This window comes from Trueperella abortisuis, assembly GCF_030811095.1.
Classification (GTDB): Bacteria; Actinomycetota; Actinomycetes; order Actinomycetales; family Actinomycetaceae; genus Trueperella; species Trueperella abortisuis.
On record NZ_JAUSQL010000001.1, the window covers coordinates 2,395,088 to 2,420,249 of the forward strand.

Annotated in this window: 21 protein-coding genes and 3 tRNA genes; 15 read left to right on the forward strand and 9 right to left on the reverse strand. The window is 64.1% G+C overall.

The genetic code is table 11. The features are described from left to right. Positions 1-78: 78 nt before the first annotated feature. The 6 genes from serS to J2S45_RS10845 all read left to right on the forward strand — a co-directional run bounded on the left by serS (position 79) and on the right by J2S45_RS10845 (position 5,686). Positions 79-1,368, forward strand: a complete 1,290-nt coding sequence (gene serS, locus J2S45_RS10820) for a serine--tRNA ligase (RefSeq protein ID WP_307635408.1) — start codon at positions 79-81, stop codon at positions 1,366-1,368. A 2-nt stretch (positions 1,369-1,370) separates the two neighbouring features. Further along, a complete protein-coding gene (locus tag J2S45_RS10825; RefSeq protein ID WP_270973778.1) occupies positions 1,371-2,234 on the forward strand; it encodes an HAD family hydrolase in 864 nt (287 codons plus the stop codon). 1,004 nt (positions 2,235-3,238) lie between these two features. After that, positions 3,239-3,326, forward strand: a tRNA-Ser gene (locus J2S45_RS10830). A gap of 215 nt (positions 3,327-3,541) precedes the next feature. Beyond that, positions 3,542-4,912, forward strand: coding sequence for an MFS transporter (locus tag J2S45_RS10835; RefSeq protein ID WP_307635409.1), 1,371 nt, complete (start codon positions 3,542-3,544; stop codon positions 4,910-4,912). Then, positions 4,909-5,463 (forward strand): ArsR/SmtB family transcription factor, encoded by a 555-nt coding sequence (locus J2S45_RS10840; RefSeq protein ID WP_307635410.1) that lies wholly within the window; start codon positions 4,909-4,911, stop codon positions 5,461-5,463. The genes J2S45_RS10835 and J2S45_RS10840 overlap by 4 nt, the downstream gene beginning before the upstream one ends. Positions 5,464-5,597: 134 nt before the next feature. Continuing rightward, positions 5,598-5,686 (forward strand) — tRNA-Ser (locus J2S45_RS10845). A 171-nt stretch (positions 5,687-5,857) separates the two neighbouring features. On the opposite strand, the gene J2S45_RS10850 is transcribed toward J2S45_RS10845, so the two are convergent. The 4 genes from J2S45_RS10850 to J2S45_RS10865 all read right to left on the reverse strand — a co-directional run bounded on the left by J2S45_RS10850 (position 5,858) and on the right by J2S45_RS10865 (position 8,307). Continuing rightward, on the reverse strand, positions 5,858-6,709 hold the full coding sequence (locus J2S45_RS10850; protein ID WP_307635411.1) for a hypothetical protein: 852 nt from the start codon (positions 6,707-6,709) through the stop codon (positions 5,858-5,860). Then, a complete protein-coding gene (locus J2S45_RS10855; RefSeq protein WP_307635412.1) occupies positions 6,706-7,413 on the reverse strand; it encodes an ABC transporter ATP-binding protein in 708 nt (235 codons plus the stop codon). The genes J2S45_RS10850 and J2S45_RS10855 overlap by 4 nt, the downstream gene beginning before the upstream one ends. 3 nt (positions 7,414-7,416) lie before the next feature. Then, entirely contained in the window at positions 7,417-7,800 is a 384-nt protein-coding gene (locus J2S45_RS10860) for a GntR family transcriptional regulator (protein WP_270973769.1), read from the reverse strand. A gap of 108 nt (positions 7,801-7,908) precedes the next feature. Continuing rightward, on the reverse strand, positions 7,909-8,307 hold the full coding sequence (locus tag J2S45_RS10865; RefSeq protein WP_270973767.1) for a hypothetical protein: 399 nt from the start codon (positions 8,305-8,307) through the stop codon (positions 7,909-7,911). Between the two features lie 345 nt (positions 8,308-8,652). On the opposite strand from J2S45_RS10865, the gene J2S45_RS10870 reads away from it, so the two are divergent. The 3 genes from J2S45_RS10870 to J2S45_RS10880 all read left to right on the forward strand — a co-directional run bounded on the left by J2S45_RS10870 (position 8,653) and on the right by J2S45_RS10880 (position 11,894). Beyond that, a complete protein-coding gene (locus tag J2S45_RS10870) occupies positions 8,653-10,221 on the forward strand; it encodes an SLC13 family permease (RefSeq protein ID WP_296931228.1) in 1,569 nt (522 codons plus the stop codon). A gap of 804 nt (positions 10,222-11,025) precedes the next feature. Next, positions 11,026-11,619: a hypothetical protein gene (locus J2S45_RS10875; protein ID WP_307635413.1), complete on the forward strand. Its 594-nt coding sequence runs from the start codon at positions 11,026-11,028 to the stop codon at positions 11,617-11,619. Positions 11,620-11,821: 202 nt separating this feature from the next. After that, positions 11,822-11,894: transfer RNA gene (locus J2S45_RS10880), tRNA-Arg, on the forward strand. A 162-nt stretch (positions 11,895-12,056) separates the two neighbouring features. Here J2S45_RS10880 and J2S45_RS10885 read toward each other — a convergent pair. Both J2S45_RS10885 and J2S45_RS10890 read right to left on the reverse strand, forming a co-directional pair. Continuing rightward, positions 12,057-12,449 (reverse strand): hypothetical protein, encoded by a 393-nt coding sequence (locus J2S45_RS10885; RefSeq protein WP_296931232.1) that lies wholly within the window; start codon positions 12,447-12,449, stop codon positions 12,057-12,059. Positions 12,450-12,597: 148 nt separating this feature from the next. Beyond that, the gene (locus J2S45_RS10890; protein ID WP_307635414.1) at positions 12,598-13,569 is read right to left on the reverse strand and encodes a diaminopimelate dehydrogenase; all 972 of its coding nucleotides are present in this window, start codon (positions 13,567-13,569) and stop codon (positions 12,598-12,600) included. Positions 13,570-13,772: 203 nt separating this feature from the next. Here J2S45_RS10890 and J2S45_RS10895 point away from each other — a divergent pair, with 203 nt between their 5' ends. From J2S45_RS10895 to J2S45_RS10920, 6 genes are all read left to right on the forward strand, one after another. Continuing rightward, the gene (locus J2S45_RS10895) at positions 13,773-15,203 is read left to right on the forward strand and encodes a four-carbon acid sugar kinase family protein (protein WP_307635415.1); all 1,431 of its coding nucleotides are present in this window, start codon (positions 13,773-13,775) and stop codon (positions 15,201-15,203) included. Between the two features lie 31 nt (positions 15,204-15,234). After that, positions 15,235-16,119, forward strand: a complete 885-nt coding sequence (locus J2S45_RS10900; protein ID WP_296931237.1) for an NAD(P)-dependent oxidoreductase — start codon at positions 15,235-15,237, stop codon at positions 16,117-16,119. Between the two features lie 24 nt (positions 16,120-16,143). Continuing rightward, on the forward strand, positions 16,144-17,550 hold the full coding sequence (locus J2S45_RS10905; RefSeq protein WP_307635416.1) for a GntP family transporter: 1,407 nt from the start codon (positions 16,144-16,146) through the stop codon (positions 17,548-17,550). Positions 17,551-17,996: 446 nt separating this feature from the next. Continuing rightward, positions 17,997-18,734 carry an ATP-binding cassette domain-containing protein gene (locus J2S45_RS10910; RefSeq protein ID WP_307635417.1) on the forward strand — a complete coding sequence of 246 codons (738 nt, stop codon included), beginning with the start codon at positions 17,997-17,999 and terminating at the stop codon, positions 18,732-18,734. Next, positions 18,731-20,002, forward strand: coding sequence for a hypothetical protein (locus J2S45_RS10915; RefSeq protein WP_307635418.1), 1,272 nt, complete (start codon positions 18,731-18,733; stop codon positions 20,000-20,002). The genes J2S45_RS10910 and J2S45_RS10915 overlap by 4 nt, the downstream gene beginning before the upstream one ends. 32 nt (positions 20,003-20,034) lie before the next feature. Next, positions 20,035-20,577: a hypothetical protein gene (locus J2S45_RS10920; RefSeq protein WP_307635419.1), complete on the forward strand. Its 543-nt coding sequence runs from the start codon at positions 20,035-20,037 to the stop codon at positions 20,575-20,577. A gap of 20 nt (positions 20,578-20,597) precedes the next feature. Here the strand turns inward: J2S45_RS10920 and J2S45_RS10925 are convergent, their stop codons facing one another. The 3 genes from J2S45_RS10925 to J2S45_RS10935 form a co-directional block, all read right to left on the reverse strand. Then, positions 20,598-21,503, reverse strand: a complete 906-nt coding sequence (locus J2S45_RS10925; RefSeq protein WP_307635420.1) for an NAD(P)-dependent oxidoreductase — start codon at positions 21,501-21,503, stop codon at positions 20,598-20,600. 472 nt (positions 21,504-21,975) lie between these two features. Beyond that, on the reverse strand, positions 21,976-23,721 hold the full coding sequence (locus tag J2S45_RS10930) for an RNA-binding domain-containing protein (RefSeq protein WP_307634107.1): 1,746 nt from the start codon (positions 23,719-23,721) through the stop codon (positions 21,976-21,978). Between the two features lie 190 nt (positions 23,722-23,911). Further along, the gene (locus tag J2S45_RS10935) at positions 23,912-25,147 is read right to left on the reverse strand and encodes a methyltransferase domain-containing protein (RefSeq protein WP_307634108.1); all 1,236 of its coding nucleotides are present in this window, start codon (positions 25,145-25,147) and stop codon (positions 23,912-23,914) included. Positions 25,148-25,162 lie beyond the last annotated feature (15 nt).

The window sequence follows — 25,162 nt, forward strand, 5'->3', positions numbered from 1 at the left end:
CCGCCGTCGTTGGCAAGCCGCCGCGAGCGGTTCGGGCCGCAATTGCTCCCCTCGCAAGGCAAGGCATATCCTTATGGCATGATCGATATCCGCACCATCCGCGACAACCCCGACCTCGTGAAGGCCTCCCAGCGTGCCCGAGGGGCCGCCGAATCCGACGTCGACGACGTGCTCGCCGCCGACGAGGCCCGCCGAGCATCGCTCCAAGAGTTCGAGGATCTACGTGCGGAACAAAAGGCCCTGTCCCGCACCGTCGGCAAGGCCAGCCCCGAGGATCGACCCGCGATCCTGGCCAAGGCGAAGGACATGGCCGAGCAGGTCAAGGCACTCGAGGCGAAGTCGGACGCGGCCGCGGCCACCTTCCAAGAGGCCATGCTCAAGCTACAGAATCTCATCATCGACGGCGTTCCCGCCGGCGGCGAAGACGACTACGTGGTGCTCCGTGAGATCGGGACGATCCGCAACTTCGCGGACGAGGGCGTGCAGATCAAGGACCACCTCGACGTCGCCGAGGGGATCGACGCGCTCGACATGGACCGCGGCGCGAAAGTCTCCGGCGCCCGCTTCTACTACCTCACCGGCATCGGCGCGCGCCTCGAACTGGCACTACTGACCATGGCCGCCGACCAAGCCGCGGACAACGGCTTCAAGCTGATGAACACCCCCACCCTGGTCAAGCCCGAGATCATGGGCGGCACCGGCTTCCTCGGCGCGCACTCCGACGAGATCTACTACCTGCCCGCCGACGACCTCTACCTGACCGGCACCTCCGAGGTCGCCCTCGCCGGCTACCACGAGAACGAGATCCTCGACCTGTCCGCCGGCCCCAAGCGCTACGCCGGCTGGTCCACCTGCTACCGCCGCGAAGCCGGCTCGCACGGCAAGGACACCCGCGGCATCATCCGCGTCCACCAGTTCAACAAGGTGGAGATGTTCTCCTTCTGCGACGCCGACGACGCCGAAGCTGAGCACGCCCGATTCCTCGGCTGGGAAGAGGAGATGCTCGCCAAGGTCGAGTTGCCCTACCGCGTCATCGACACCGCCGCCGGCGACCTCGGCGCCTCCGCCGCCCGCAAGTTCGACTGCGAGGCCTGGTTGCCTTCCCAGAACCGCTACATGGAGGTCACCTCCACCTCCAACTGCACCACCTTCCAGGCGCGCCGGCTCAAGATCCGCCAGCGCGGGGAAGACGGCATGGAGGCCGTGGCCACCATCAACGGCACGCTTGCCACCACCCGCTGGCTCGTGGCGATGTTCGAAAATCACCAGCAGGCCGACGGCTCGCTCTACGTCCCACAGGCGCTCCGCCCGTACCTGGGCGGGCGCGAGGTCATCGAGCCTGTCGCCGCGCGGGGTGCCCGGGCGTAGCGATGCGTGAGCTGAGCGATGCCCTCGCCGGACTGTCGGCAGGTCCCGACCTCCTCATCGGGCTCGACGTCGACGGCACGATCCTCCATCACGACACGTCGCTCTCGCCCCGCGTACGCGACGCGATCCTCGCCCACGTAGCCGCGGGCACGCACGTCGTGATCGCCACCGGGCGCGGGATCGCCGGCACCCAGCTCGCACTCGACGCCATCGGGCTGACCGGCGTCTACACCGTGTGCTCCAACGGCGCGATCGTCGCCGCCTTCGGGGAGGACCCCGGCCTCGTCCCCACCACGCCCGTTTCGCCCGACATCACCGACCGGGACGTGCATATCGTCGGTGTCCACACTTTCGATCCCAGCACCGAGATCGCGAAGGTGCTGGAGGGGCTGCCCGACGTCGCCATCGCCGTCGAGTCCATGAGCTCGGCTACCCGCATCTCCGCGCCGTTCCCCACCGGGGAACTCTCCGGCAGGCTCGTGCTCTCGCCCCCGGATCAGCTGGTCGGGCCCGACACGACGCGAGTCACCATCCGCGCCCCGCACATGACCGCGATGGAATTGCTTGAGGCCATCGAGTCCCTCGGGCTTCGCGGCATCGAGTACGCCGTGGGGTGGTCGGCGTGGATGGATCTCGCGCCCGCTGGAGTTTCCAAGGCCGTGGGCCTGGCCGACGTGCAGGCCATCGTCGGCGCCGCGCGCACCATCGCCGTGGGCGACTCCGGCAACGACTGCGAGATGCTCGCCTGGGCCGACGTCGGAATCGCCATGGCCAACTCCCGGCCCTACATCCACAAGTTCGCCGACGCCATCGCACCCCACGTCAACGACGACGGGCTGGCCCTCGTCCTCGAAACCCTGCTCTAGCGGCTATAGCGCGCCGGTAGGTTCGGGCCTGCGCCGTCGAGCCGGCCGGGCCTGGCCTTCACCTAGCCGGCACAGGCCAGCCCCGACACTTCACTTGAGAATTTGACCCACCACCCGACACTTCTCTTGAATATACCGACTACCGATCGCTATACGCGCCTGGTAGGCCCCAGACTCCTGAGTTGTGTCGGAACGCGGCCGGGGGGCACCGCCGGGCAGCCGGCCAGCCGGGCCTTCACCTAGCCGGCACAGGCCAGCCCCGACACTTCACTTGAGAATTTGACCCACCACCCGACACTTCTCTTGAATATACCGACTACCGATCGCTATACGCGCCTGGTAGGCCCCAGACTCCTGAGTTGTGTCGGAACGCGGCCGGGGGGGCACCGCCGGGCAGCCGGCCAGCCGGGCCTTCACCTAGCCGGCACCGGCCAGCCCCGACACTTCACTTGAGAATTTGACCCACCGCCCGACACTTCTCTTGAATATACCGACTACCGATCGCTATACGCGCCTGGTAGGCCCCAGATTCCTGAGTTGTGTCGGGCACCGACACTTCACTTGAGGATTTGGGCTACCTGCCGACACTTCACTTGAATATACCGACTACCGATCGCTATACGGGCCTGGTCGGCCTCAGATTCCTGAGTTGTGTCGGAACGCGGCCGGGGGGGCACCGCCGGGCAGCCGGCCAGCCGGGCCTTCACCTAGCCGGCACCGGCGCGGACCTTTTCTCAACCGTTCGCCGCCTCCCCGGGCAGTGCACCTAGGGAACAACCAACGAAACACTACCTTCGGAATCATCTATGAGGCATCGCCCTCAGTTTTCACGATCTCAAACATGCGTCACCTACGCACCACCCGCACGTCCTCGCCCACGCACGACTCGTGGCCGGTGGATTCCGACCCAGATTACATCTCCACTGGGCGGGGTCGGTTTTGGCAGGGGATCGATCTACGTGCCAGAATGGCACGTAGACCGCGCGACATAGGGCGCGGGTGCAGGAGGGTTGTCAGAGCGGCCGAATGAGGCGGTCTTGAAAACCGTTATACGGCGATCCCGTATCGGGGGTTCGAATCCCCCACCCTCCGCAATGTGATGTCTCGCAACATAGTTCCGGCTATGTCGCGGGACATCCTTTTTGGCGTGAAGTTGCGCTCCCCATCACTCTCATCCGGCTCCACCAGCCTCAGCCAGCTTCACCAGCCGTCCCGGTCGACCATGCCACCCATACCTGAAACAACGCACGCCACCCATTAATGCAATTCTTCTTGCGCAATTATTCTTGCACTATTAGGGTGAGGGCATGGATAACACAAGAGTCCCAGCAGACACGCCACCCACCGGCGCACCCGCCGGCGCACCCACCGCAGCCCCACAGCCTCCCTCCCTCTGGCGCAGCCACGACTACCGAGCCTGGTTCGTCGGTGACACATCCTCCAAGTTTTCTGGCGCGCTGCGCTCATTCGCGCTCCCGCTCGCGGTAGTCGCACTGACCGGCTCGGCCACACAGGCGGGTGTCATCGCAACGGCTTCCCAGGCCATCGGCATCCTGTGCATGGTCCCGGGCGGCGTGATTTCAGACCGCATGGACCGCCGCAAGATCCTCTACACTTTCGCCGCGCTCGGCATGGCAATCTGGTCGGCGATCGCCATCCTCTTCGCCTCCGGCGCCCTCACCTTCCCCCTCCTCATCACCCTGACCTCGCTCGGCGCCGTCAACGCCGGACTATTTGGCCAGGTCACGGATGCCATCCTTCGCACGCTCGTTCACGGGGAGGATCTCGTCAAAGCCAGCGCCGCCAACCAGGGCCGCGACGCCTCCATCGAACTTGGCGCCCCGCCCGTCGGCGCCGCCCTCTACGCGCTCGGCGCATGGGTTCCCTTCGCCGTATCCGTTGCCGGCTACCTCCTCCTCGGCCTGTGCGGCTCACTCATCCGCCGCGACCTGCGCCCGCGCCGCGCCACCGAACCCACACCCACCGAACCCACACCCACCGCCACATGCGCCGACGACGTAACCGGCCCGAACGTCGTCGTGAGATCGTGGACCATCTTCGCCGACGACGTCCGCGACGGCCTCGCCTACCTCCGCGCTCGCCCCACAATCCTGCAGTTGCTGGCGCCGCTGGCGGTGGCGAACATCGGATTCATGGGGGCTCAGCACGCGATCACATACGCGCTGGTGCTAGACGGCCGGACGCCGGGGGAGATCGCGGCCTACAACACGGCGATCGCAGTGTTTGCACTGGTCGGGTCGGTGCTTGCGGGCAAGTACGCGAACCGCCTCCGCACTGGCTGGGTGTTCACGGTGGCAATACCGGCCTCGACATTAGTGCTGGTGCCGGCGGTGTTTAGCCGGGAGCTCGCGGTCGTCGTGCCGTGCATGGGCCTGTACCTGCTTGCCGCGATCACGACGGCGGGACACCACTCGATCATCTTCTCCACCACGCCCGACGAGATGCAGGGAAGGCTGTGGGCCGTCTTCGGACTGATCACGTCGCTGCCGATGGCGGCGGGGCCGACGCTCGCGGGCGTGCTGCTCGACCGGGGCGAGTACCGCCTAGCGATGGCTCTGTTCATCGCGGTGATGATCGTGCCGGCGCTGGCGTGGTCGGCGATGCCGCGGGTGCGCGCGCTTCCGCGGCCCGGCGACTGGGCTAATGTGGAGCTATGACGAACAAAGCCACCCCGGAGGTTGTTGCCGCGCTGGCCAATCCCGTGCGACTGAAGCTGCTGTACGAGATCACCGCGTCCGGTCGGGCGCGCACGTCCGACCTCGCGCAGGCCGCCAAGCTCGCGCCCAACAAAGTCTCCTACCACCTGAAGAAGCTTGAGGCCGCCGGCGTGGTGACGAAGCAGTCAGGCGACGACGCCCGCGAGACCTGGTGGTCCGCCGTCCCCGGGGGCTGGGAGGTCAATGAACCTGAGCTCGCCCCTGGCCTGTCCGCCGCCCTCGCGCTCCTGGATCAGCACGTGCGCGACCGCTCCGACGCCTTCGCCGCCGAACAACGCGAGGCCGGGGTCAGGATGCCTTTCGCCAACGCCGACACTGTCCTCACTCTTACGGTTGACGACGCTCGGGTTCTCGCCGACGAGCTCTCCTCGCTGTTCGAGCGGTACGCGGGTTCGACGACGCTCGACGCCGCCGGCGAGGCCTTCCGGTACGACTTCCGCTTTTCCCTTCTTCCCATCGGGCGGGCGACCTCCGCGCCGGCGGGCGCCTGACGGCCACGATCGGTTCACGTCAACGCCATGACCAGGGACGAAGGGCTTTCACGACGACGGCGATGCGCCAGTCTGCACCGAGGTGGCGCTAAATTGGCGCTGCGCAGGCGAAATCCGCTATTCTGGTGAAGCTTGGAGACGTGGCTGAGTGGTCGAAAGCGCTCCCCTGCTAAGGGAGTAGCCGTGGAAACGTGGCTCGCGGGTTCAAATCCCGCCGTCTCCGCCCGGTGCCCCGCCAGGTTGTTGACCTGGCGGGGTTTTCGTTGCGGTGCCTGCGGAAGCGGGGTGGGCTGTGACCTATTGGCGTGGTGGGGTTATCTCCACCTCTACGGAGATAACCCCACAACCGTCTCAGTTACTGTATTTGGTCCCTGGCCTTACGGGCCGGGCCCGGCTAGTTGAGCTCCACCTTCTTGTTCCACGAGCGCTGCGACAGCCACAGGTAGGCCACCAGCATGATGGCCAGGCCCGCGAACACGCCGAGCGGGATGATGTCGCTGTTCGAGCCGGAGGCGATGAGCCGCGCGATATTGACGTGGATGAATTCGGGCGCGTTGCCCGCTTCGACCGGGGTCATGTCGATGCCGAATGGCACCACCACCAAGGCCAGGAAGATGATCACCTGCGATGCCAGCCACGCGACGATCGCGGCAATCACCGGGCCGCCGCCGCCCATGCGGCCGAGGCTCCCTGCGCTACCCACCGACGCGGCGAAGGTGAAGAACACCGGCCACTGGAAGAAGGATGCGAGGAGGGCCAGCGGGATGATCACGCCGTACAGCACTGGGACCGGGAAGATGTCGCCCGCAGCTCCCAGCACGTTTCCGACAAGGGCGAAGAGGTTCGGCTCGGCTCCGAAGAATCCGAAATCGAACGTCGTACCGAAGACAAACCACACGAGCGCGAGCAGCAGGAATCCGACGACGATCGCCACGGCGGTCACGATCATCTGCCACAACAGCTTCGTCCAGTAGATCGTGGCCCCCTTGACCGGGATCGCGTGAGTCAGGTAGCCCTGCGAGCGGAAGCTTGACCGCCAGAAGTCCACCGCCATGAGGATCTGCACGGCTGGGACCAGCACAATCACCGGCAGCAGACTGAGGATGGCGCCAAACTCCTCGAGGATCGGGATGCGAAGTGCCACGAATAGGCATCCCAATGCGATGCAGGCGAGGGCGGCGCCGAACACGACGCCGAGCAAGGCGCGGGTACGAACGAATTCATGTTTAAGCAGTTTGGCGATCATCGGTACACCTTTCGGAAGAGCTGGTCGATACTGAGTCCGTGTTCAGAGCGGAGGTCGTCGGCGTCGCCGGTGAGGGTAATCTGGCCGTGACGCATGAAGACGACCGTGTCGAGGGCCGCTTCGAGGTCGTGGACGAGGTGGGTTGACATGATGAGTAGCGAGTCTGGTTCGAGGCTGTCGAGGACAGCTTGGAGGATGCCTTCGCGGGCGGCGGGGTCGATGCCGCTGATGGGCTCGTCGAGCAGGTAGAGCTTGGCGCGGCGCGACATGGTGAGCGAAACCTGAACCTTTTCGCGCATGCCCTTGGACATCGCGGAGAGCTTTGTCGATTCCGTGAGCCCGAAGTACGCGATCATGTCGCGAGCGCGAGCGCGGTCGAAGTCGGCGAAGAGGTCTTGGTAGAGGTCCAGGCAGTAGGCGACGGTGAGCTTGCGGGGCAGGAATTCGGAGTCGGGGAGGAAGGCGGTGACTGCCTTGGTCTGTGGGCCCGGCTCATTGCCGAGGATGCGAACCTCGCCGCTGTAGCCTGCGTTCATGCCCGCGATGATCTTCAGTAGCGTGGTTTTGCCGCAGCCATTTTCGCCAAGCAGGCCGACGATGCGGCCCGGTTCGAGCTCGAGGTTGACGCCGGCGAGTGCTTTGACGCTGCCGTAGCTCTTGTGTAGGTCGCGAATCTGGAGCAGGGGTTCGTGCGTGGGATTCATGGATTAGCTCCCTTCGGGATGGTCGGATTCGTGGCGGCTCCAGCTCTCGGAAATGAGCTGTTGCGCTTGGGTTCGATTGAGGCCGAGGCCTCGGGCGGCGCGAACGTAGTCCTCCGCGGAGGATTGAGCGAGTTCAATGCGGAGGGCGTCGACGCGTTCGGCGCTGTCGGTGATGAAGCGACCCGCGGTGCGTTCGGTCCGGCTCAGTTCGCGGCGCTCGAGTTCGGCGAGCGCGCGTTGCGCGGTGTTGGGGTTGACCCCGAGCTCGGCCGCGAGTTCGCGTACGGAAGGGACACGAGCGCCCGGAGCCCACTCGCCGCTGACGATTCGACGAGTGAATTCGTCGACTAACTGCATCCAGATGGGAATGCCGGCTTCGAAGTTCACGTGCCCTCCCTTGTGTTACTGTATTACGTTCATAATACATCGACACAGTTTCAGGGTGCAAGCCTCTCACGGCGACGAACAGCACGCTTCACGACGACGGTGCGCGAGTTAGTCGGCTCGGGTGCGATCCTCCCACGCCGTCTCAATAAGCTCACGCAGCACAGACTCGTCGAGGTCATCGAAGGCAGGCAGCACGATGGCGTTGCGGCCAAAGGGCACCGAGCCCAGACGGTCGAGGATAGGCGCGTAGTACTCGCTATACCGGCGAAGCACCAGCACCAACTTGGTGTCCCGCCGAGAGAAGCCGATCTCGAAGCCGTCGGGCGAGGAATCGTCCACGCACACCGGCACCTTCTCGCCAAAGCCAATGACGGACGGCCCCCACATCACCGCCTCGTGCCCGGTCACCGACCTGAGCAAGCGATACAGCGCGCGGGCGTCGGACTGGAGCTGGCCGGGAAAGCGCTCGATAACCTCGCAGGGGTCGAGCCGGGTTTGCGCATCCATGCCGATCCCTCCTTCGCTAGGCCCTCCTGGCGGCATTCTATCGGCCAGGGTCGCCGAAGTGTCGGGTGTCAGCGTCGACGACGCCCGGCGGCGCTTCGTCGTCGTTGGCGAGCCTCCTCAGCGAAACGCCGCACGAGTACGCAAGCCCGCGAGCGACGGTTGATAACAATTCAATAACATCTTGACATCAAGGTATCTTGCGGGCGTGAAGGTCGTAGGATGGCACCAAGCACTTGCCGACACAACGCCGTGTCACACGCGCCTATGCGCCACAATAACCACCGCGGCAACCGATCAAACCGCGGCGCCACACACGAGAAGGACTCATTACACAGAGAGGTCGTCATGAGTACACCGGATCTCATCAAAGACTCCCCGATTTCGCAAGGTTCCCAAGACCACCACGACGAAACCATCATGCCCCAGGGCCGCCCCTGGCTGCGCCACCTCGGAGGCCTGGCGCTCGGCGTCGTCGCCGGATTGATCATCTACTTCATCTTCCCCAAAGAGCTTTCTTCCACGCTCACGGAGCAGTTCGCCGCGAAGGAGATGGACACGGACGCCACCAAGATCGCGATCACGGCGGGAGTCGCCGTCATGATGGGCGTGTGGTGGATGACGGAGGCGATCCCGCTCGCAGCCACCGCACTTGTGCCGGTCACGCTCTTCCCGATCTTCGGGATCATGAGCTTCAAGGACGCCGGCGCCGCCTACGCCTCCTCCACGATCTTCCTGTTCATGGGCGGATTCTTCCTCGCACTGGCGATGCAACGCTGGAACTTCCACCGCCGGCTCGCGCTCACCATCGTGCGGGCACTCGGCACGAAACCCACCCGCCTCGTGCTCGGCTTCATGGTGGCCACGGGCTTCCTGTCCATGTGGGTGTCGAACACGGCGACTGCGGTCATGATGCTGCCGATCGGCATCTCCGTACTCACCACGATCGGGCACGCCGACGACGAGGGCACCTCGCGCCTGTCCAACTTCGGCACGGCGCTCATGCTGGGCATCGCGTACTCGGCGTCGATCGCGTCGCTATCTACCCTGATTGGCACGCCGCCAAACGCACTGCTGCGCGGCTACCTGCAAGACACGCACGGCATCTCGCTGTCCTTCGGCAAGTGGATGCTCTTCGCCACGCCGATGGCCTGGCTCTTCGTCCTTATCGCCTGGCAACTGCTGGTGCGGATCTACAAGCCCGAGGTCACGGAGATTCCGGGCGGCAAGGATCTGATCGCGCGCGAGCTACGCGACATGGGCCCGATGTCGGCCCAAGAGAAGATCGTCGGGCTGATCTTTGTTGCCGCCGCTGCCGCCTGGATCATCATTCCCACCCTCTGGCCTGATGGCCCCATCTCCGACTCCACGATCGCGATGATCCTGGCAATGGTGCTGTTCATTACGCCCGCCAAGCCCGCCCAGGGCGTGGCCATCCTCGACTGGGAGACCGCCAAGCACATCCCGTGGGACGTGCTGCTGCTGTTCGGCGGCGGCCTGTCGCTATCGGCCGCGTTCGGCAAGTCCGGGCTGTCGGCGTGGATCGGCGAGGTGGCCGGGTCGCTTGCGGGCCTGCCCACGATCCTCATCATCGCCGGTGTCACCGCAATCGTCATCTTCCTCACCGAGATGACGTCGAACACCGCAACCGCCGCCGCCTTCCTGCCGATCATCGGCGCCGTGGCGATCGGCATGGGCGCGGACGTCCAGCTGTTGGTCATCCCGGTGGCACTCGCCGCGACCTGCGCCTTCATGCTCCCGGTCGCCACGCCGCCGAACGCCATCGCCTACGGCTCCGGCTACATTACGATCGCCCAGATGGTCAAAGCCGGCCTGTGGCTGAACATCATCGGCATCGTGCTGATCACCGGATGGACGCTGGTGTTCGGACCGATGCTGCTGGGCTTCAGCCTGTAGCCGGGCGGGTGTCACCCGCTTTCGGTTTTACGTCACGCAAAGTGTTTTCTCGTCACCTAAATCCTTGATTTGAGTGACGAGAAAACACTTTGCGTGTGCCGAAACGGTGAGGGCCGAGCCGGCGACTGGGGCGAGTTGGCGGTTGGGCCCGGCGACTGGGGCGCGCCGACGTCGTCGACGACGTCGGCCCACTCGACCCACTCGACCCACGCGGCCCACTCAACCCAATCCCCACACCGCCCGCACACGGCCCCACGCCAAAAAGTTCTCCACAGCAACCGCTTCCGGCACACCAACCCCTTTTTCAGCCTGCTTCAAATACGTGCTCCTCGCCAGTTCGTTACGCTCGAACTGGCGAAAGGAGTACGGCCAGTGGTCATGAAAGGAAGTCCGAAACACTTTGTCGAATCAGACAGGGCACGTGCCGCTTGGCTAAGCGCCCAACAAGCTAGCTTTCAGTCAGTCCGCGCTCGCGGCATCACCAATCTTGACGCCCACACCACCGATAGCACCGCCTTCTGGGCATTCGCCGAATCCCAATCGCTCGTAAAGGCCTTTCACGGGTACGCGAGTAGCCAAGTCAATCCAGACCTTCCCATGTGGAAGCAACAAACAACACGCGTGCTCCAAACCGTCGACTACCTCAACAGACGACGAAACTGTCGCCCTTCTACATCGGAGCCGATGCCCTATGCCGGCCTCACGGCAGCGGTGTTGCTTGACCTTCCCATCTTGCGCCCACATCCTAAACAAGCCATTCGAGTCACTTCCCAGGTACGTCGTGCCCGACGCACGAAGCACACCTTGACCCACACCGTCACCTTCACGCCACACACAATCCCTTTCGCAGATTTCCGCGTCACGTCACTTGAACAAACCATCATCGACCTCGCCCGCCTCTACGGCCCCGAGCACGGACTTGTTGCCGCGGACTTTGCCCTGGCCAACTACCTCACGACGAGCGAGCGCCTCGTCCGTCTCTTCAACTCGCTTCGCAGCTGCCACGGGCGGCGGAACGCGCGCGTCATGCTTGATCTCATGGATGGGCGCCGCGAATCCGTCGGCGAGTCACTCATGTTCTTCCGGTTCTCCGAGGCCGGTCTGCCCCTGCCCGAACCGCAGTTGACCTTCTGGATCCAGGGCCAACAGATGCGCCCGGACGCTGTCGACACCGATCGCCGCTACGTCTTCGCCTTCGATGGCAACGCCAAACTCACCGCCCCGTCGATGACGAACGGGCGCGACTATCGCGACCTCGTCCAGGACGCAACATGGAAGGAGCGCCTGCTCGCCGACGCCGGCTACAAGACTTTCCACCTTCGCTGGGAGGACGTGCGCACAACCGACGGGTTCCGAAGGTGGTTGAACTCGCGCCGCTCGTTCGGGCTGGCGTACTGACCTGCCGCTCGTTACCCAGCGGTTTCACGTCACGCAAAGTGTTTTCTCGTCACCTAAATCCTTGATTTGAGTGACGAGAAAACACTTTGCGTGTGTCGAACCGGTGAGGGGCCCGGCAGGCGGCACGTAATCAAGACCACGCCCGGCCAAGTGGCGCCTCACCAGTTTGCCGCGTAAAGTAAACGCTGTTCGCAAGGACAATGCGCCCGTAGCTCAACGGATAGAGCGTCTGACTACGGATCAGAAGGTTGGGGGTTCGAGTCCCTTCGGGCGCGCACATCGGCTCAGTGGTTGATCTTGAATCCCGCTGAGCCGTTTGTTATGCCGATAAGCCTAAACCTCGATGCGGGTCGCGGCCTATAGGACAGTCCGTGCTGACTAGGGTCGGCGGACCGGTCCCACCGCCTGCACTCCAGCTAGCGCCGCCCGCGCTCCAGCTAACGCTCGCCAGGATCGGGCTCGTCCGCGGCTAACTGCCACCGCCGCCCAAAATAGCTGTTGAGGCCAATGACCAGCACCACGATGAATCCCAACGTGGCAAGCGCGCCCGACAGGCCTCGGGTCGCTAGGGCGGTTTGCTTCGCATAAAACAGGAAACCGGCGGCCAGGCCAACAAGCACGTCGAGGGCATAACGCCGGCACGGCACCACCCTCAGCACATAGCGAGCGGACAGCCCGCCCACCGCAAGGAACACCAGTGCCGCTACCGCCGCCAGCCACACCGGCGACGCCGCCGTTGCCCGCACCTTGTCAACCCCAATCGCCAGGGCGAGACCCGTCGCGGCGATGAGGCTCCCGGTCGCCCACGGCCGCCTCGTTGTGCTTTCCATACCCATCATCCTACTTCCCCGCCTTGCCGTGACGACGGCGCCCCCGAAGCCAACCTCGGGGGCGCCGTCGTCACGGGGCCCGCTCACCCCGCGCGAAAGCTCGAGCCGGACAATCGGGCGAGTGTGCGGGCGAGACCCGGCCACACCTTTAAAGGAAGTGCGCCCGCAGCTCCTCGGCACTCAGGGGGGACAGCTCCCCAAGCGTCACGTCAAACGCGGTGATCGCCCCGGTTTGCCCGGCGCCGGCCTTGCGAGCCACGGCCCGCGCGAAAGCCGCCAGCACCGAACCCGTGAACTCGGGATTAGAGCCCAGCTCCAGACTAAACGTGACGGTTGCGGGGACGTTATCATCCGTGCGCCCCGAACGAATCACCTGACCGCCATGGGGCATGCCGGAATGCTCCGCGGCGAGTTCCTCGGCCGTCACAAAGGTCACGGTCGTGTCATAGTCGGCGAAGTAGTTCGGCATCTGAACAATGGCGCGCTCGATGGCGGCACGGTCGCTGCCCTCTTCGGCGACGACGTAGCACTCCCGCTTGTGCATCGTACGCGCGGTGAGCTCAACGGGACGATGCTCCTTGACCGCCGCCACCGTGGTCTCAATGGGAACGGTGTACTGCTTGGCGTCGACAACACCCGGAATCCGACGGATCGCATCCGAATGCCCCTGAGACACACCGGGACCCCAGAAAGTGGTGGTCGCGCCGGCGGGCAGAACAGCCTCACCGAGCACGCGCAGCATCGAAAACAGGCCGGGATCCCAGCCGGCGCTGATGAGGGCGAGGGTACCAGCGGCCTGAGCGGCATCGTCGAGGGCGGCGAAGTGGGCAGGAATATTGGCGTGCGTATCGAAAGAGTCGACCGTGTTAAACATGGCGGCGACGGCCGGGCCCTGCACGGCCAGGTCCGTTGCCGATCCGCCGCAGTTGACCACAACGTCGAGCCGACCCACGTACTCTTCCATCTGGTCCACATGCACAACCGGCAGTCCAAGCGTGGTCACAGTGGCCGGATCGCGGCGGGTGAAGACAACGACACCCTCCATATCCGGCTGGTGACCAAGCGCGAGTTCAAGGCCGCGACCCAAGTTGCCATACCCATTGATACCAATACGAATCATTCCAGCTCCCCTTTCGTCAGTTAGCTAGTGCCAAGTTTGACAAAAACACGAACGCGGGAAAAGGGAGGACCACGAAGCGAACAGGGAAGCAGGGGTTGCCAGGCCGGCGCGCCGTGAGTGCATTTCCTCATAGCCCTTGCGCGGGAGGGAAAAGTCATCTACCCTAAACCTACACCTCAGAGGTCTGAGCACAAAGGAGTGTTATGAAGAAGTACCACGAGCTAATCGAAGGCTACCCGCCCGGCGCCACCGTCACGGCGGCGGATGTGCGACGCGCCCGAGACGCCGCACACGAAACCACCATCTACGTCGTCCTCGACGACGACCCCACGGGAACCCAGTCCGTCGCCGACCTTCCCGTCCTGACGTCGTGGGAGGAAGAAGACTTCCTCTGGGCGTACGCAACCGGGAAACCCGCCGTGTACGTCATGACGAATTCCCGATCCCTGTCAGCCAACGACGCCGAACGAGTCAACCGCGAGGTCACCCGCGCGGCCCTCAAGGCGGCTACCACCGCCGGCGTCACCGTCGCGTTCGTCTCGCGCTCGGATTCCACACTCAGAGGCCACTTCCCGCTCGAACCGCAGACCATCGTCGACGAGTACGCAGCGGCAACGGGGAGGAAGGCCGACGGGATCGTCGTCGTTCCCGCATTCGGCGACGCCGGACGTATCACCGTCGGCGGTATCCACTACGCCGGCTCTGTCGAATCCGGTTTCGTTCCCGTCGGTGAGACCGAGTTCGCCAAGGACGCGACATTCGGATTCACCTCCTCGGCTCTGGCGGACTGGGTCGAGGAAAAGTCGCACGGACAGATCCCCGCATCCTCCGTCATCCACATCGACCTCACCGCCTTGCGAACCGAAGGCGAAGCGGTGCCCCTGCTACAGTCGGCGAAAAACGGCGCGATCGTCGTCGTCGATATCGTCACCGAGGAAGACCTTCGGCTCCTCTCACTTGCCCTCATTGAGGCAGAGGCGGCGGGTTCCACCTTCGTCTACCGGGTCGGTCCGCCGTTCGTTCGCGCCCGCATCGGCCAAGACGTCCGTGAACCACTCACCGTCCGCGAGGTGGAAGACTCTCGGAGAGGGACGGCGAGCGCTCGCGGCGGGTTGATCGTGGTCGGCTCGCACGTTGACCTCACCACCCGGCAGCTCAACGTGCTACGCGATAAGCAACACCCCGCCGAGTTCGAGATCGAGGTCGCCAAGGTGGTCGACGCCGACCATCGCGACCAGCACCTCGCCGCAATCGCCCAACAGGCGGCCGACGCGCTCAACGCCGGCAACGTCGTTGTCCGCACATCCCGCACGCTCGTCACCGGAAAGGACCGGGACGATTCCCTCGACATCTCGCGGCGCGTGTCCGCCGCCGTCGTGGAAGTCGTCCAACGCGTCCTCCACGCGAACCCGCCGCGCTTCGTCGTCGCAAAGGGCGGCATCACCTCCTCCGATGTCGCCTCGAAGGGACTCGGCATCCGACACGCCATGGTGATCGGCCCGATGCTACCCGGAATTGTCTCCCTCTGGTCCGGCCAAGACGGCCCCGCCGCAGGCATCCCCTACGTCGTCTTCGCTGGAAATGTGGGCAACGAGGAATCCCTCGCCGCCGTCGTCAACACGCTATCTCACTAACAACCACCCCATCATCATTCAAAGGAGAATCATGAAGATCGCAGTAATTGGCCTTGGCGCCATGGGAATCGAAATGGCCACCTGGCTGGCAACCACCTTCGACGTCGTCGGCTATGACGTGTCGGAAGAACGTATGGATCTGGCCCGCGAGCGCGGCGTGCGCTCAGCCGATTCGCCTAGTGGCGCCTGCACGGACGCGGACGTCACGCTCGTCGCGGTACGCAACCGGGCACAGCTCGACGACCTCCTGTATGGCGAGCGAGGAATTATTGACGTGTTGCGTGAAGGCTCGGCGCTCATTCTCACCTCGACGATCGGCATCGCCGCCGTCGAAGAGGTTGCCGCCCAACTCTCGCAGCACGGAATCAGGTTCGTCGACGCGCCGGTCTCGGGCGGGCCGGTGCGCGCCGGAAAGGGCGACCTGCTCGTGACCGTCGGCGCCTATGAGGCCGACTATGACTTCGCTCGCCCCGTGCTTGACGCGATGGCGTCAACCCTCGTCCTGGTTGGCAAGGCGCCCGGAAAGGGCCAGGCGATGAAGACCGTCAACCAGCTCTTGTGTGGCGTCCATATTGCCGCCGGAGCAGAGGCATTGGCCTTGGCGGGCAAGCTGGGCCTCGACCAGGAAATGGCGCTGAGCGCGCTGATGTCCGGAGCCGCCGAGTCGTTCATGCTTGGCGACCGCGGTCCACGTGCCATTCAGGCGTTCCGGGGCGAGGAGGCGGAGGTGAAGTCGCGCCTGGATATCTTCGTCAAGGACATGGGCATCGTCACCGACGCCGCGAAGGCCGCTGGCATCGCCGTGCCCGTCGCAGCGGCTGCCGAGCAGGAGTATCTGATGGGCCTCTCACGGGGGCAAGGCGCCATGGACGACTCCTCCGTCATTCGTGTCATCAGCCCCGATGCTCTGCCGTAATCGAGCGGCACGTAAGGAGTCTGTATGAGCACCGGAACGTTACTCGGCGTCGCCGTCGGCGCAATCATCCTTTTGCTGCTGCTCGTCATCAAGGTCAAGATGTCGGCCTTTGTTGCGATGCTACTCGTGGCATTCGGCACCGCACTCGCCACCAGGATCCCTTTCGAGGAGATCGTACCCGTCATGCAAACCGGCATGGGCAACACGCTCGGGTCGGTGATGATCGTGGTCGGGCTCGGAGCGATGCTGGGGCGGATCGTCGAGATCGCAGGCGGAGCGGACGCGTTGGCCCTGGCGTTCACACAACGCTTGGGTAAGGCGCGGGTCGTCGCCGCGGTGACAGCCGCGGCATTCATCCTCGGAATTCCGATCTTCTTCGACGTCGGATTCATCATCCTCGCGCCGATCGTTTTCGGCTTTGCCCGAGTGGCCAACATCAACCCCCTCCGCATCGGGCTGCCGGTTGCGGGAGCGCTGTTGACCGTGCATGTCGCACTGCCGCCGCACCCGGGGCCGGTCGCAGCGGCCGAGATCACCGGTGCAGACATTGGCGTCGTCTTGGGCATCGGGTTGCCTATCACGGCTCTAACCTGCGTCATAGGTTATTTCGCCGCGAAGGCCGTGCGAACCGAAGTCGTGACACTCCTTCATTCGCCCGCCATGCAGGCCGCCGAGGGCGAGACCTCTCAGGCCGCCGAGGGCGAGGGCACCGCCGATGCATCTCGGGGCGGCGTGACGACGACGTCCGCTCGGGTCCGTTCGATCGGAGCTGGAACGGTCATCGTGATCATTCTGCTTCCCATTCTTCAAATCATGTTGGGGACCGTCTCCAACACCGTTCTTGAGTCTGGAAGCACGGCGCAGCGGGTGCTGTCGATGGTTGGCTCGTCAGCTATCGCTTTGCTGACCGGCGTGATCGTGGCCTACCTCGTCATCGGACGAAAGATGCGGTGGAGCTTTGAGCGGCGGGGCTCGATCCTCGACTCCGCTTTGCCCGATGTGGCCGTGATCGTGTTCGTCACGGGGGCCGGCGGCGTCTTTGCCAACGTGCTCGTGCAGTCGGGCATCGGCGCCGCGCTCGCGGACGCGCTCATCGCGATGAACATGCCGATCATCCTTGCAGGTTTCCTCATCTCACTGGTGTTGCGCGCCTCCCAGGGCTCCGCGTCGGTCGCTATCTTGACCTCCGCCGGTCTCATGGCCGAGCCGATTGCCGCCGCTGGGTATAGCGGGCTACAGACCGCTCTGGTCACGCTCGCCATCGGATTCGGCGGACTTGGCCTTTCCCATATCAACGATTCGGGTTTCTGGATTGTGACGAAATACTTGGGATTGAGCGTCAAGGACGGCCTGCGAAACTGGACCGTGCTGAGCACGGTGTTCGGGCTCGTCGGCTTCGCCCTCACTGCGGCGGTGTTCGCGCTTGTGTAGCTCGCGAGCCTGCGGATAGGCCTCGGCCGTTCGGCCGTGGCGTGCCTGCCTCGCTCCGCGCGTTGAAGGTACACACATGCGATAGTGCCGTGCGATCGGTCCCCCTCCGGAGCTGGAGGGGGACCGATCGCACGCTATCCACAGCAGGCTCAAGCTGTCCGGCAATCTCTTGAGAATTCACCCGGAACTGTTATCAGACCGTTATACAAGAGATCTTGACGCCCACCGCTGGATTCCGGCAACATCGGTGTCTAACAGCTCCAATGGTGGGGCACAAAAGTGGGGAGTGCGTCTCATGAAACTAAAGCAGAGGGCATCATCCTTATCTGGCACCATAGCATTCACTCCTCCGCTTACGTTCAGGTTCGGCACGGAAGCGGCGCAGGGGCTTTCGCTGCGAGCACCCTGGATCGACAAATCGCAACTGTGTGAGGACATACGATACCGTGTCGACCCCTGCTCGTAACACGCGGCCGCCGGCCCTTTCAGCGCTACTAGGTTCTGAGGAACGCCCGATTGAGCGGGCTTACCCCGGGTTCCGTCTCGGCCCTCTTACCCTTGATCTGCCTTCGCATGGCATTGTCGCCGTGCTGGGAGATAACGGTGCAGGAAAGTCAACTCTGTTCGGGCAGATCCGCGCCCGCGTCGCAGACTCGAACCTGCGTTGCACCATGCTCCCCCAAGATTTCACCTTGCCACCCTTCGCCCGCGTGGAAGACCTCGTGCTCTTCGTGGCCCAGCAGCGGATCGACGACGCCGGCACCCGCAAGGCGGCCGCTAATTGGACGCTTGCCCTCACCAACCTTACCGACGTAGCCAGACGCTCAGTGCGCCAGCTTTCCGGCGGCATGCGACGACGGCTCGGGATTGCCCTCACCGTGCTGGGCGGTCCCGACCTTGTAATCCTCGATGAACCGAGCGCTGGCCTGGACATGACTCAACGGACGGAGTTACGTGAGCTCTTGCAAGCTCTGGGGCACGACCACCTGGTGCTCGTTTCTTCGCACATTATCGAGGACATCAAGCACACCGCCAACCACGTTGTCATGCTTGTGGCGGGAACCAAGGTTTTCGAGGGAACGAGCGAAGAATTCCTCTCCCACGGTGACCCCACCGCCCCCGATGCCTGGGAGCGCGCCTACGGCGTCCTCAACAGGTCTCCCGCCCGTGGAGGTGATTCATGAGGCGCCATTCCGCCGTCGTGCTCTTGACCTCTACGTGGGCGCCCGCCGTCGCCCTTGTAGCCATGTCGCTCTCTCAGGCAATCCTGTTCGGGCAACGAGGCATGCCTTGGCGCGGCGAATTCTTCTGGACCGCCCAGTGGATCGAGTCGAATTCCTTTCCCGCCCTTATTGCCGCCGCGGTAGCAGTTTCCTTCGACGCGGTAAGGGTCTTCACACCTGATCGGCTGAATCTCGTAGCTCTAGACGATCTTCGCCGTCCAACCCTTTCCGCGTACCTCGAGATGGTCACGCTGGGTCTTTCAGTCCCCTACTTCGCGGCGCTCGCGGTGGGTGCAACAAAGTGGCCCGATATCCTCGAAATTGCAGGCCTGTGGTCGCTGGCTCACGCCCTTGTCGCGTTCCTTTCTATCGTGGCGATTCTCGTCGTGGTCCTCGCTATCGGCGTCGCACTCGGCATGGCCGGTCTGGCTGTCGGGCCGATGGTGGGCATCGCACTGGGCTACGTGGCCATGAGCCAGGAGGGGCTGATGCTCCTCGGCGCTTCCACTGGATCTATGCTCGGCTTTGAGCCGGCGGCCCTCACGCTCGCTACGCAGTTCGTCACCGCGGTTGCCACGATCTGGGGTCTAAGCGTTCTGATCTTGAACTGGCCCGACCGGAGCGAAACAACCTCACGACGTCGTCACCTGTCGGTCGTCTTCGGCGTTGCGGCACTTCTTGGTCTCTCCGGAGGATTGAACCTGACCCCGTATATGCCGACGTTGCGAGGCGAACTGGAATGCTTGGGAACACCCGGCGGACCCGAGGTCACCGCGTGCGTCAGTTATGAACATGGGCGCTTACTTCCTGCCCTCCAGGAGCGCTTGAGGGAGGTTCGCGAGGCAGGGGAGCGTTACGGCGTCGGAAGTACCCTTCCTGACGTCGTCCTCGAGGATTTCACGCTCACCCGCGCCGGACTCGATAGCCTCATTGGTTTCCCGCAGGATCTCGGGACGGTAGCTTACTGGCGGCCCTCGGTCGAAGAGCTTGCCGCCCCCGATGCTGGCATCTCTCGCGAGTCGTTCGTAGGTGCACTAGCCACACCCCTCCTGTGTCCGCAACTGCGAGCGGAGAACCCGCCGTCTATGGGGTTCTGGGACGAGGTCGCGGCACGCTCTGATGCCCTGCTCACCATGGTCGATCAGTCCGCCACGGACGCCGACCGGCAGGCAGCGGCCAAAATATGGGCGCGCTCGGCGCAAGCATTTAGCGCCTGTGAGTTCCAGTGACCGGGTCCAGCTGGCTACTGTGCTGGCGTGTCATGGTCTCCCGTCCTACGTTGGCGGCCTTCGTTGCCGTGGCCACCACTCTCCTATTGCTCGGCGGACGTACCCTCCCCGTCGTCGGCGACGCCGGGGACGCCCGCATCCTGTGGTACGGGGGTAGCGCCCTAGGCACGCTGGCGGCTCAGGTGGTCACGCCTCGAGGACCGATATGGCAGCCGTGGCGACGGGACAACTCAGGGCTCAGGCTCCTGGTGTGGGGCGCGATGGTGCTCACCGTCTCGGTCGCCGCGTTTGCAGGGGTGCTGGCACTTCACGACGCGCCCTGGCCCAATGCTATGGGCGTGTTCCTGATCTGCTGGGGTGGTTCGGTCACCCTCTGGCGCCGGGGATTCGACCTCGCTGCGCCGACGGTACCGTTCGGGCTCGTCGTCGTTCTGCAGATCACGGCGGCATTCGTTCCAGCACTTGGCGGAATCTTCGATGAACGCGGGCGAACGCTCGTGCTCATCCTCGGAATCGCTGTGGCAAGCATAGCGCTGGCCACGCCGCCGAAACAGGCAGATCTGGGCGGACAATGAGCCGACGCCGCCGGCGTCCGCTACCGGGGCAACACCACGTTGACGTAGTCCTCCCCCGCGAGCGCCGCCTTGATCTGGCGTTCTACCAGGGCCTTCATACGCGGGTGCATGGCATCCGTGTTGCCGCCGTTGTGATGGGAGATGAAGAACGCGGCCTCCCACAATGGCGAGTCAGATGGGAGGGGTTCAGGGTCGGCGACGTCGAGCACGATACGCAGGCGGGCGGCTTCCGCCACCAGCGCCTCGTTGACTGCCAGCACGCCGCGGCCAGCGTTGACCAGCACCGCGCCGTCCTTGAGTTTGGCCAGGAAGTCGGCGTCGATCAGCCCCTTCGTATCCGGGGTTGCAGGGATAACGACGACGACGGCGTCGGCCCGCGCCCACACCTCTGCGGGCACGGTGTCAAGGGAGAAGACGTGGCCGAATTCTTCATCGCGTTCGCGGCTGGCGACGTAGGTGACCTTGGCGTTGAATGCTGCCAGCCGCTGGGCGATCTGTGAGCCGACGCCGCCCACACCCACGAGGACGATCCTCTTATCGGTAAGGCCGGGCGCATAGAAGGGCTCCCAGGTGCGGGCGGCGGTGTTGGCGACCATGCGCGGAACGTCCCGGAGCGCAATGAGGAGGTCGAGGAGCACGGTCTCCGCGGTGGCGGCCTCGTGGACGGTCTTGGCGTTGGCGACTTGCAATCCCGCGGGCAGATCGGGGTCAATCATGTCGAATCCGATGGAGCCGATCTGAAGCAGGGAAGCGCCGACCTCCTGCGCCTTTTCCACCCCATTGTGGGTGGCCCAGTGGCTCGTCACCACGATGTCGGCGTGCTCGACGGGTGGCTCGGATTCGAGGTCCCAGCGCACCACGGTGACGCCGGGGATGTCGATATCGAAGTTCCAGAACGGGTGAATGGATACGGTGACGTTGTTCATGGGATAAAGCCTACGCCGGATGGGCGCGGGCAGGGAGGGCGAGCAACGGAAAGATTAAACCAAAAACATTAGGTTCCCTCACTCGGGAGGATGGTTGCGTCCGGTAGTGTGGTGTAAACCCACGGCGAGTATTTAACGTCTGGCGGCTGAACTAGACCGAAAAACGCTCGCGACACTCATCAACAAAGGCGATTATTCCCAACGTTAGGGCCGAGTTCCAATGCCAAAAAGCCGACGCCGTCGCGACGCTCACCGCCCCAAGTTGTTTCGATGTTGTTTAAACAACTTCGAAACAACTTCCGGCCCGCGCGGCGCCCCGAAACACCCCTAAAACCGTGATATTCCGCAGAAAACAAAGTTGTTTCAGGTTGTTTTCAAGTTGTTTGAGTTGTTTGCCGGCCGCCGGAGCCGCGCCGGCCGCCTGCCAGCCGCAACCCTAGCGCAAACCGCCACTCGACGCCGTCGAATGCCCCTACCGAGCAACCCACCGAGTATTAGGGCCGCGTTGCGGGCCCTCCGGGTCAATCATGGCCACACCCTGGCTGCGCAGTCCGCGCAGAAGCTTGGTGACGTCGCGAACGTCCATTTTGAGCTGACTCGCTATCTCACGCGCCATAAGGGCCGACCCTTGCTCGAGATGTCCTCGCACCCACTTTTCAGCTTCGCCCAGCGTAGCCCCTACGTTGCTGACGTTGAACAACGCGCGGCACTGCTCCGTCAGGCGCCACTCTTCGACGTGATCTCCAATCTTGTCAATGACGCCGGCACCCGTTAGCCAATCCACGATCTCGTGAGTCTCAAGCTTGTTCGTCTGAAGCTCCTCGGTCAGGGTTTTCCACACGATCCCCGGATGATCCACAAGGTAGCGCACGACGATTAACGCATTGACCGATCCGCGCAGGTCCACACCCAGTTGGTACGCGACTGCTGCCAACCCTCGCACGAAAGCAACATCGGGCTCGCCGGAATCCAGTGTCACGGAAACGGAGAACTCAGACGGCTCCACGACCGGCGCCCTCCGGCCACTCGCCAGCATCGACACCCACATGCGGTCAAAGCCGCGCGAGGATTCCTCAGCTAACCCCAATCTCCGCGCCCCGTTCATGAGGGTCGGGTTGCGCGGCACGGAGCGTGTCGTCAGCAGGTTTTTCTCGCTCACCTCGGCTGGAAATCCGCCCGGGGAGATGACAGTCAACGTGCGCGGGGTTTGTTTGATCACGATAGGGTCAACCGCAACCCAGTCCCGGTGCAGAAGCGCGTTCGATACCACCTCGTCCACTGCTTGGCGCGGGAAGGACGGTATCGGGACTTCCTGGCCGCCCCCAAAATCCACACGCGCTACCTCCTGGCTGGCATGTGACTCGATAAGCGTCTGAATCTCGGCGAAGAGCCCGACCAGCGGGAGATCCCGTTCTTCCACCCGCGGCTCGCCACCCTGGACCGGGTAGTACAAGTGCCGAACTGCCATATTCCGGGCGGTCGAGCGCGCGAAGAAGATTTCGCCGGCCATCAGGAGCTTCCCATTCCGATCCACAAGCCCGAGCTCGCGCAGGAGTCCATGGTTTGTCTCCGGGATCACCGACGATCCCATCGCGGCCCTCTTCGTGCGCAACAACTGGCGCGCGTTCTCAAGCGCCGCCAGCTCAAGTTCCTCCTCACCAATCTCTGCCACTTTCGCGGTGACGTCGGGGTTTCGGCGCTCCCACTCGAGCCGCCGCAATCTCTCCCCCTTCAGCACCTGACACTCAGTACCCGACCTGTACCAGGCCTCGCCCTTCGATCGCGCATACACCTGCAACGGGTGGGGGATCCTGATGAGCAGAAGCCGCTTGCCTTGCACGTAGAATTCGTCGACGTCGACGGCCAGGTTCGGGTCCGTCCCGTTGAATACCTTCCGCCGTATCCAGTCCGCGTCACGGCTAGTGCCCGAGAGAGCCTCGGGGCCGCCCACGTCGTCTTTGATTCCGAGCACGACGTACGAATCCTCGTCATTTCCGTTAGCCATGCACACCGTCGCCTTAAGAATCATCGAGATCAGCTGGGCATCATCGTTCCCTCTCCCAGATCGGGCCGTCATTGGATCTTCTTTGAAATCGAGGGTCTGGCTCTCCTGCGAGTCGGCGGTCTTTCCACCTTCCATAATCGCGAGCAGGGCTGAACTGACCACATCCGGAAGGTTGAGGGAAGACAGCTGCGAGGACAGCGTTGACTCAGACATGTCACCAGCATACCCCAAGTTGTTTCGATGTTGTTTAAACAACTTCGAAACAACTTCCGGCCCGCACGACGCCCCGGAACACCCCTAAAACCGCGATATTCCGCGGAAAACAAAGTTGTTTCAGGTTGTTTTCAAGTTGTTTGAGTTGTTTGCCGGCCGCCGGCCCACGACAGCCCCGAACAGCGCGCCCCTACCTGCCAGTGCGCCGCAGCAGCACCACCGTTTCGAAGTGGTCCGTATGCGGGAACATGTCCACCACCTGCGCTTTCGCCACTTCGTAGCCGCCCATCGCCGCCACGTCCTTCGCCAGCGAACTCACGTTACACGACGAGTACAGCACCGTGCCCACCCCCGACCGCGCGATCCACGCCGCCAGCTCCGGCCCGATCCCGCGCCTTGGCGGATTCACGACGACGACGTCCGGGCGCTCGTCCTGCTCCTCCGCCCACGTCCTCGCGTCCGCGACGACGAAGCGCGCCTCGCCCAGCGCGCCGGCCGCGGCCATCTTCTTCGCCGACTCCCTTGCCGCCTCGACGGCCTGCTCCTGCGTCTCGACGCCGACCACGCTCATCCCCGCCCGCGAAAGCGCCAGCGCAAACCCGCCGACCCCGCAGTACAGGTCCCACGCCGTCGTCGGCCCGGCAGCTACCCGCCCGGGCGCATCCGCGCCAGCACCGGCCAGCTCGGTCACCCATTCCACGGCCCGCGAGTACAGCACCTGCGCGGCCTCAGTGTTGGTCTGGAAGAACGACTTTGGGCGCAGGTTCAGGCTCAGCTCCGCGCCTGCCACGTCGAGCCGCATCGGCAGTTCAGACTCCTCCGAGATGAGGATCTCCTCCTCGCCCTCGATCACGGCCTTGTGCTCGGGTTGGACGTTGAGCGAAACCACCCACGCCGCCGGCACCAACTCCCGCAGGCGCTCCAGCTTCTTGAACAGCATCCCTTGCACGCCACGACGCCGCGCGACGAAGCGGATCATCAGTTCCCCGCTCGGCGACTCGGTGACGATCACGAATTTCAAAACCCCGCGGTCGCTGGCCACATCGTAGGGCTGGAACCCGCACTCGCTCACGAACTGGGCCAGCGCTGGGGTGGCGAGTTGGATGCCGGGCGTGGGAAGGGGGCAGTCGCGCAGGTCCTGGCCGCCCTTCGGCCCCAGGATCCCGAGCCGCGGTCGCGCGGCCGTGCCCGTCACCACCAGTTTGACCTTGTTGCGGAAGGCCTCCCGCCCCGACGCCCACGGTTCCAGCCAGTCTCCGCCCATGTAGGGCGCCAGCGCTTCCTCGGCGCGTGCCTGCTTGGCCACCAGCTGCTGATCCTGCGGAACCTCGATCAGCGTGCAGGACCGACAAAGCCCCTGGTCGTGGTAGTGGCACTCGAGGGGTGTCTCGGTTACGGCGTCGCGGACGGGAAGGGGAAATCGCATGCCTCCCATCCTACC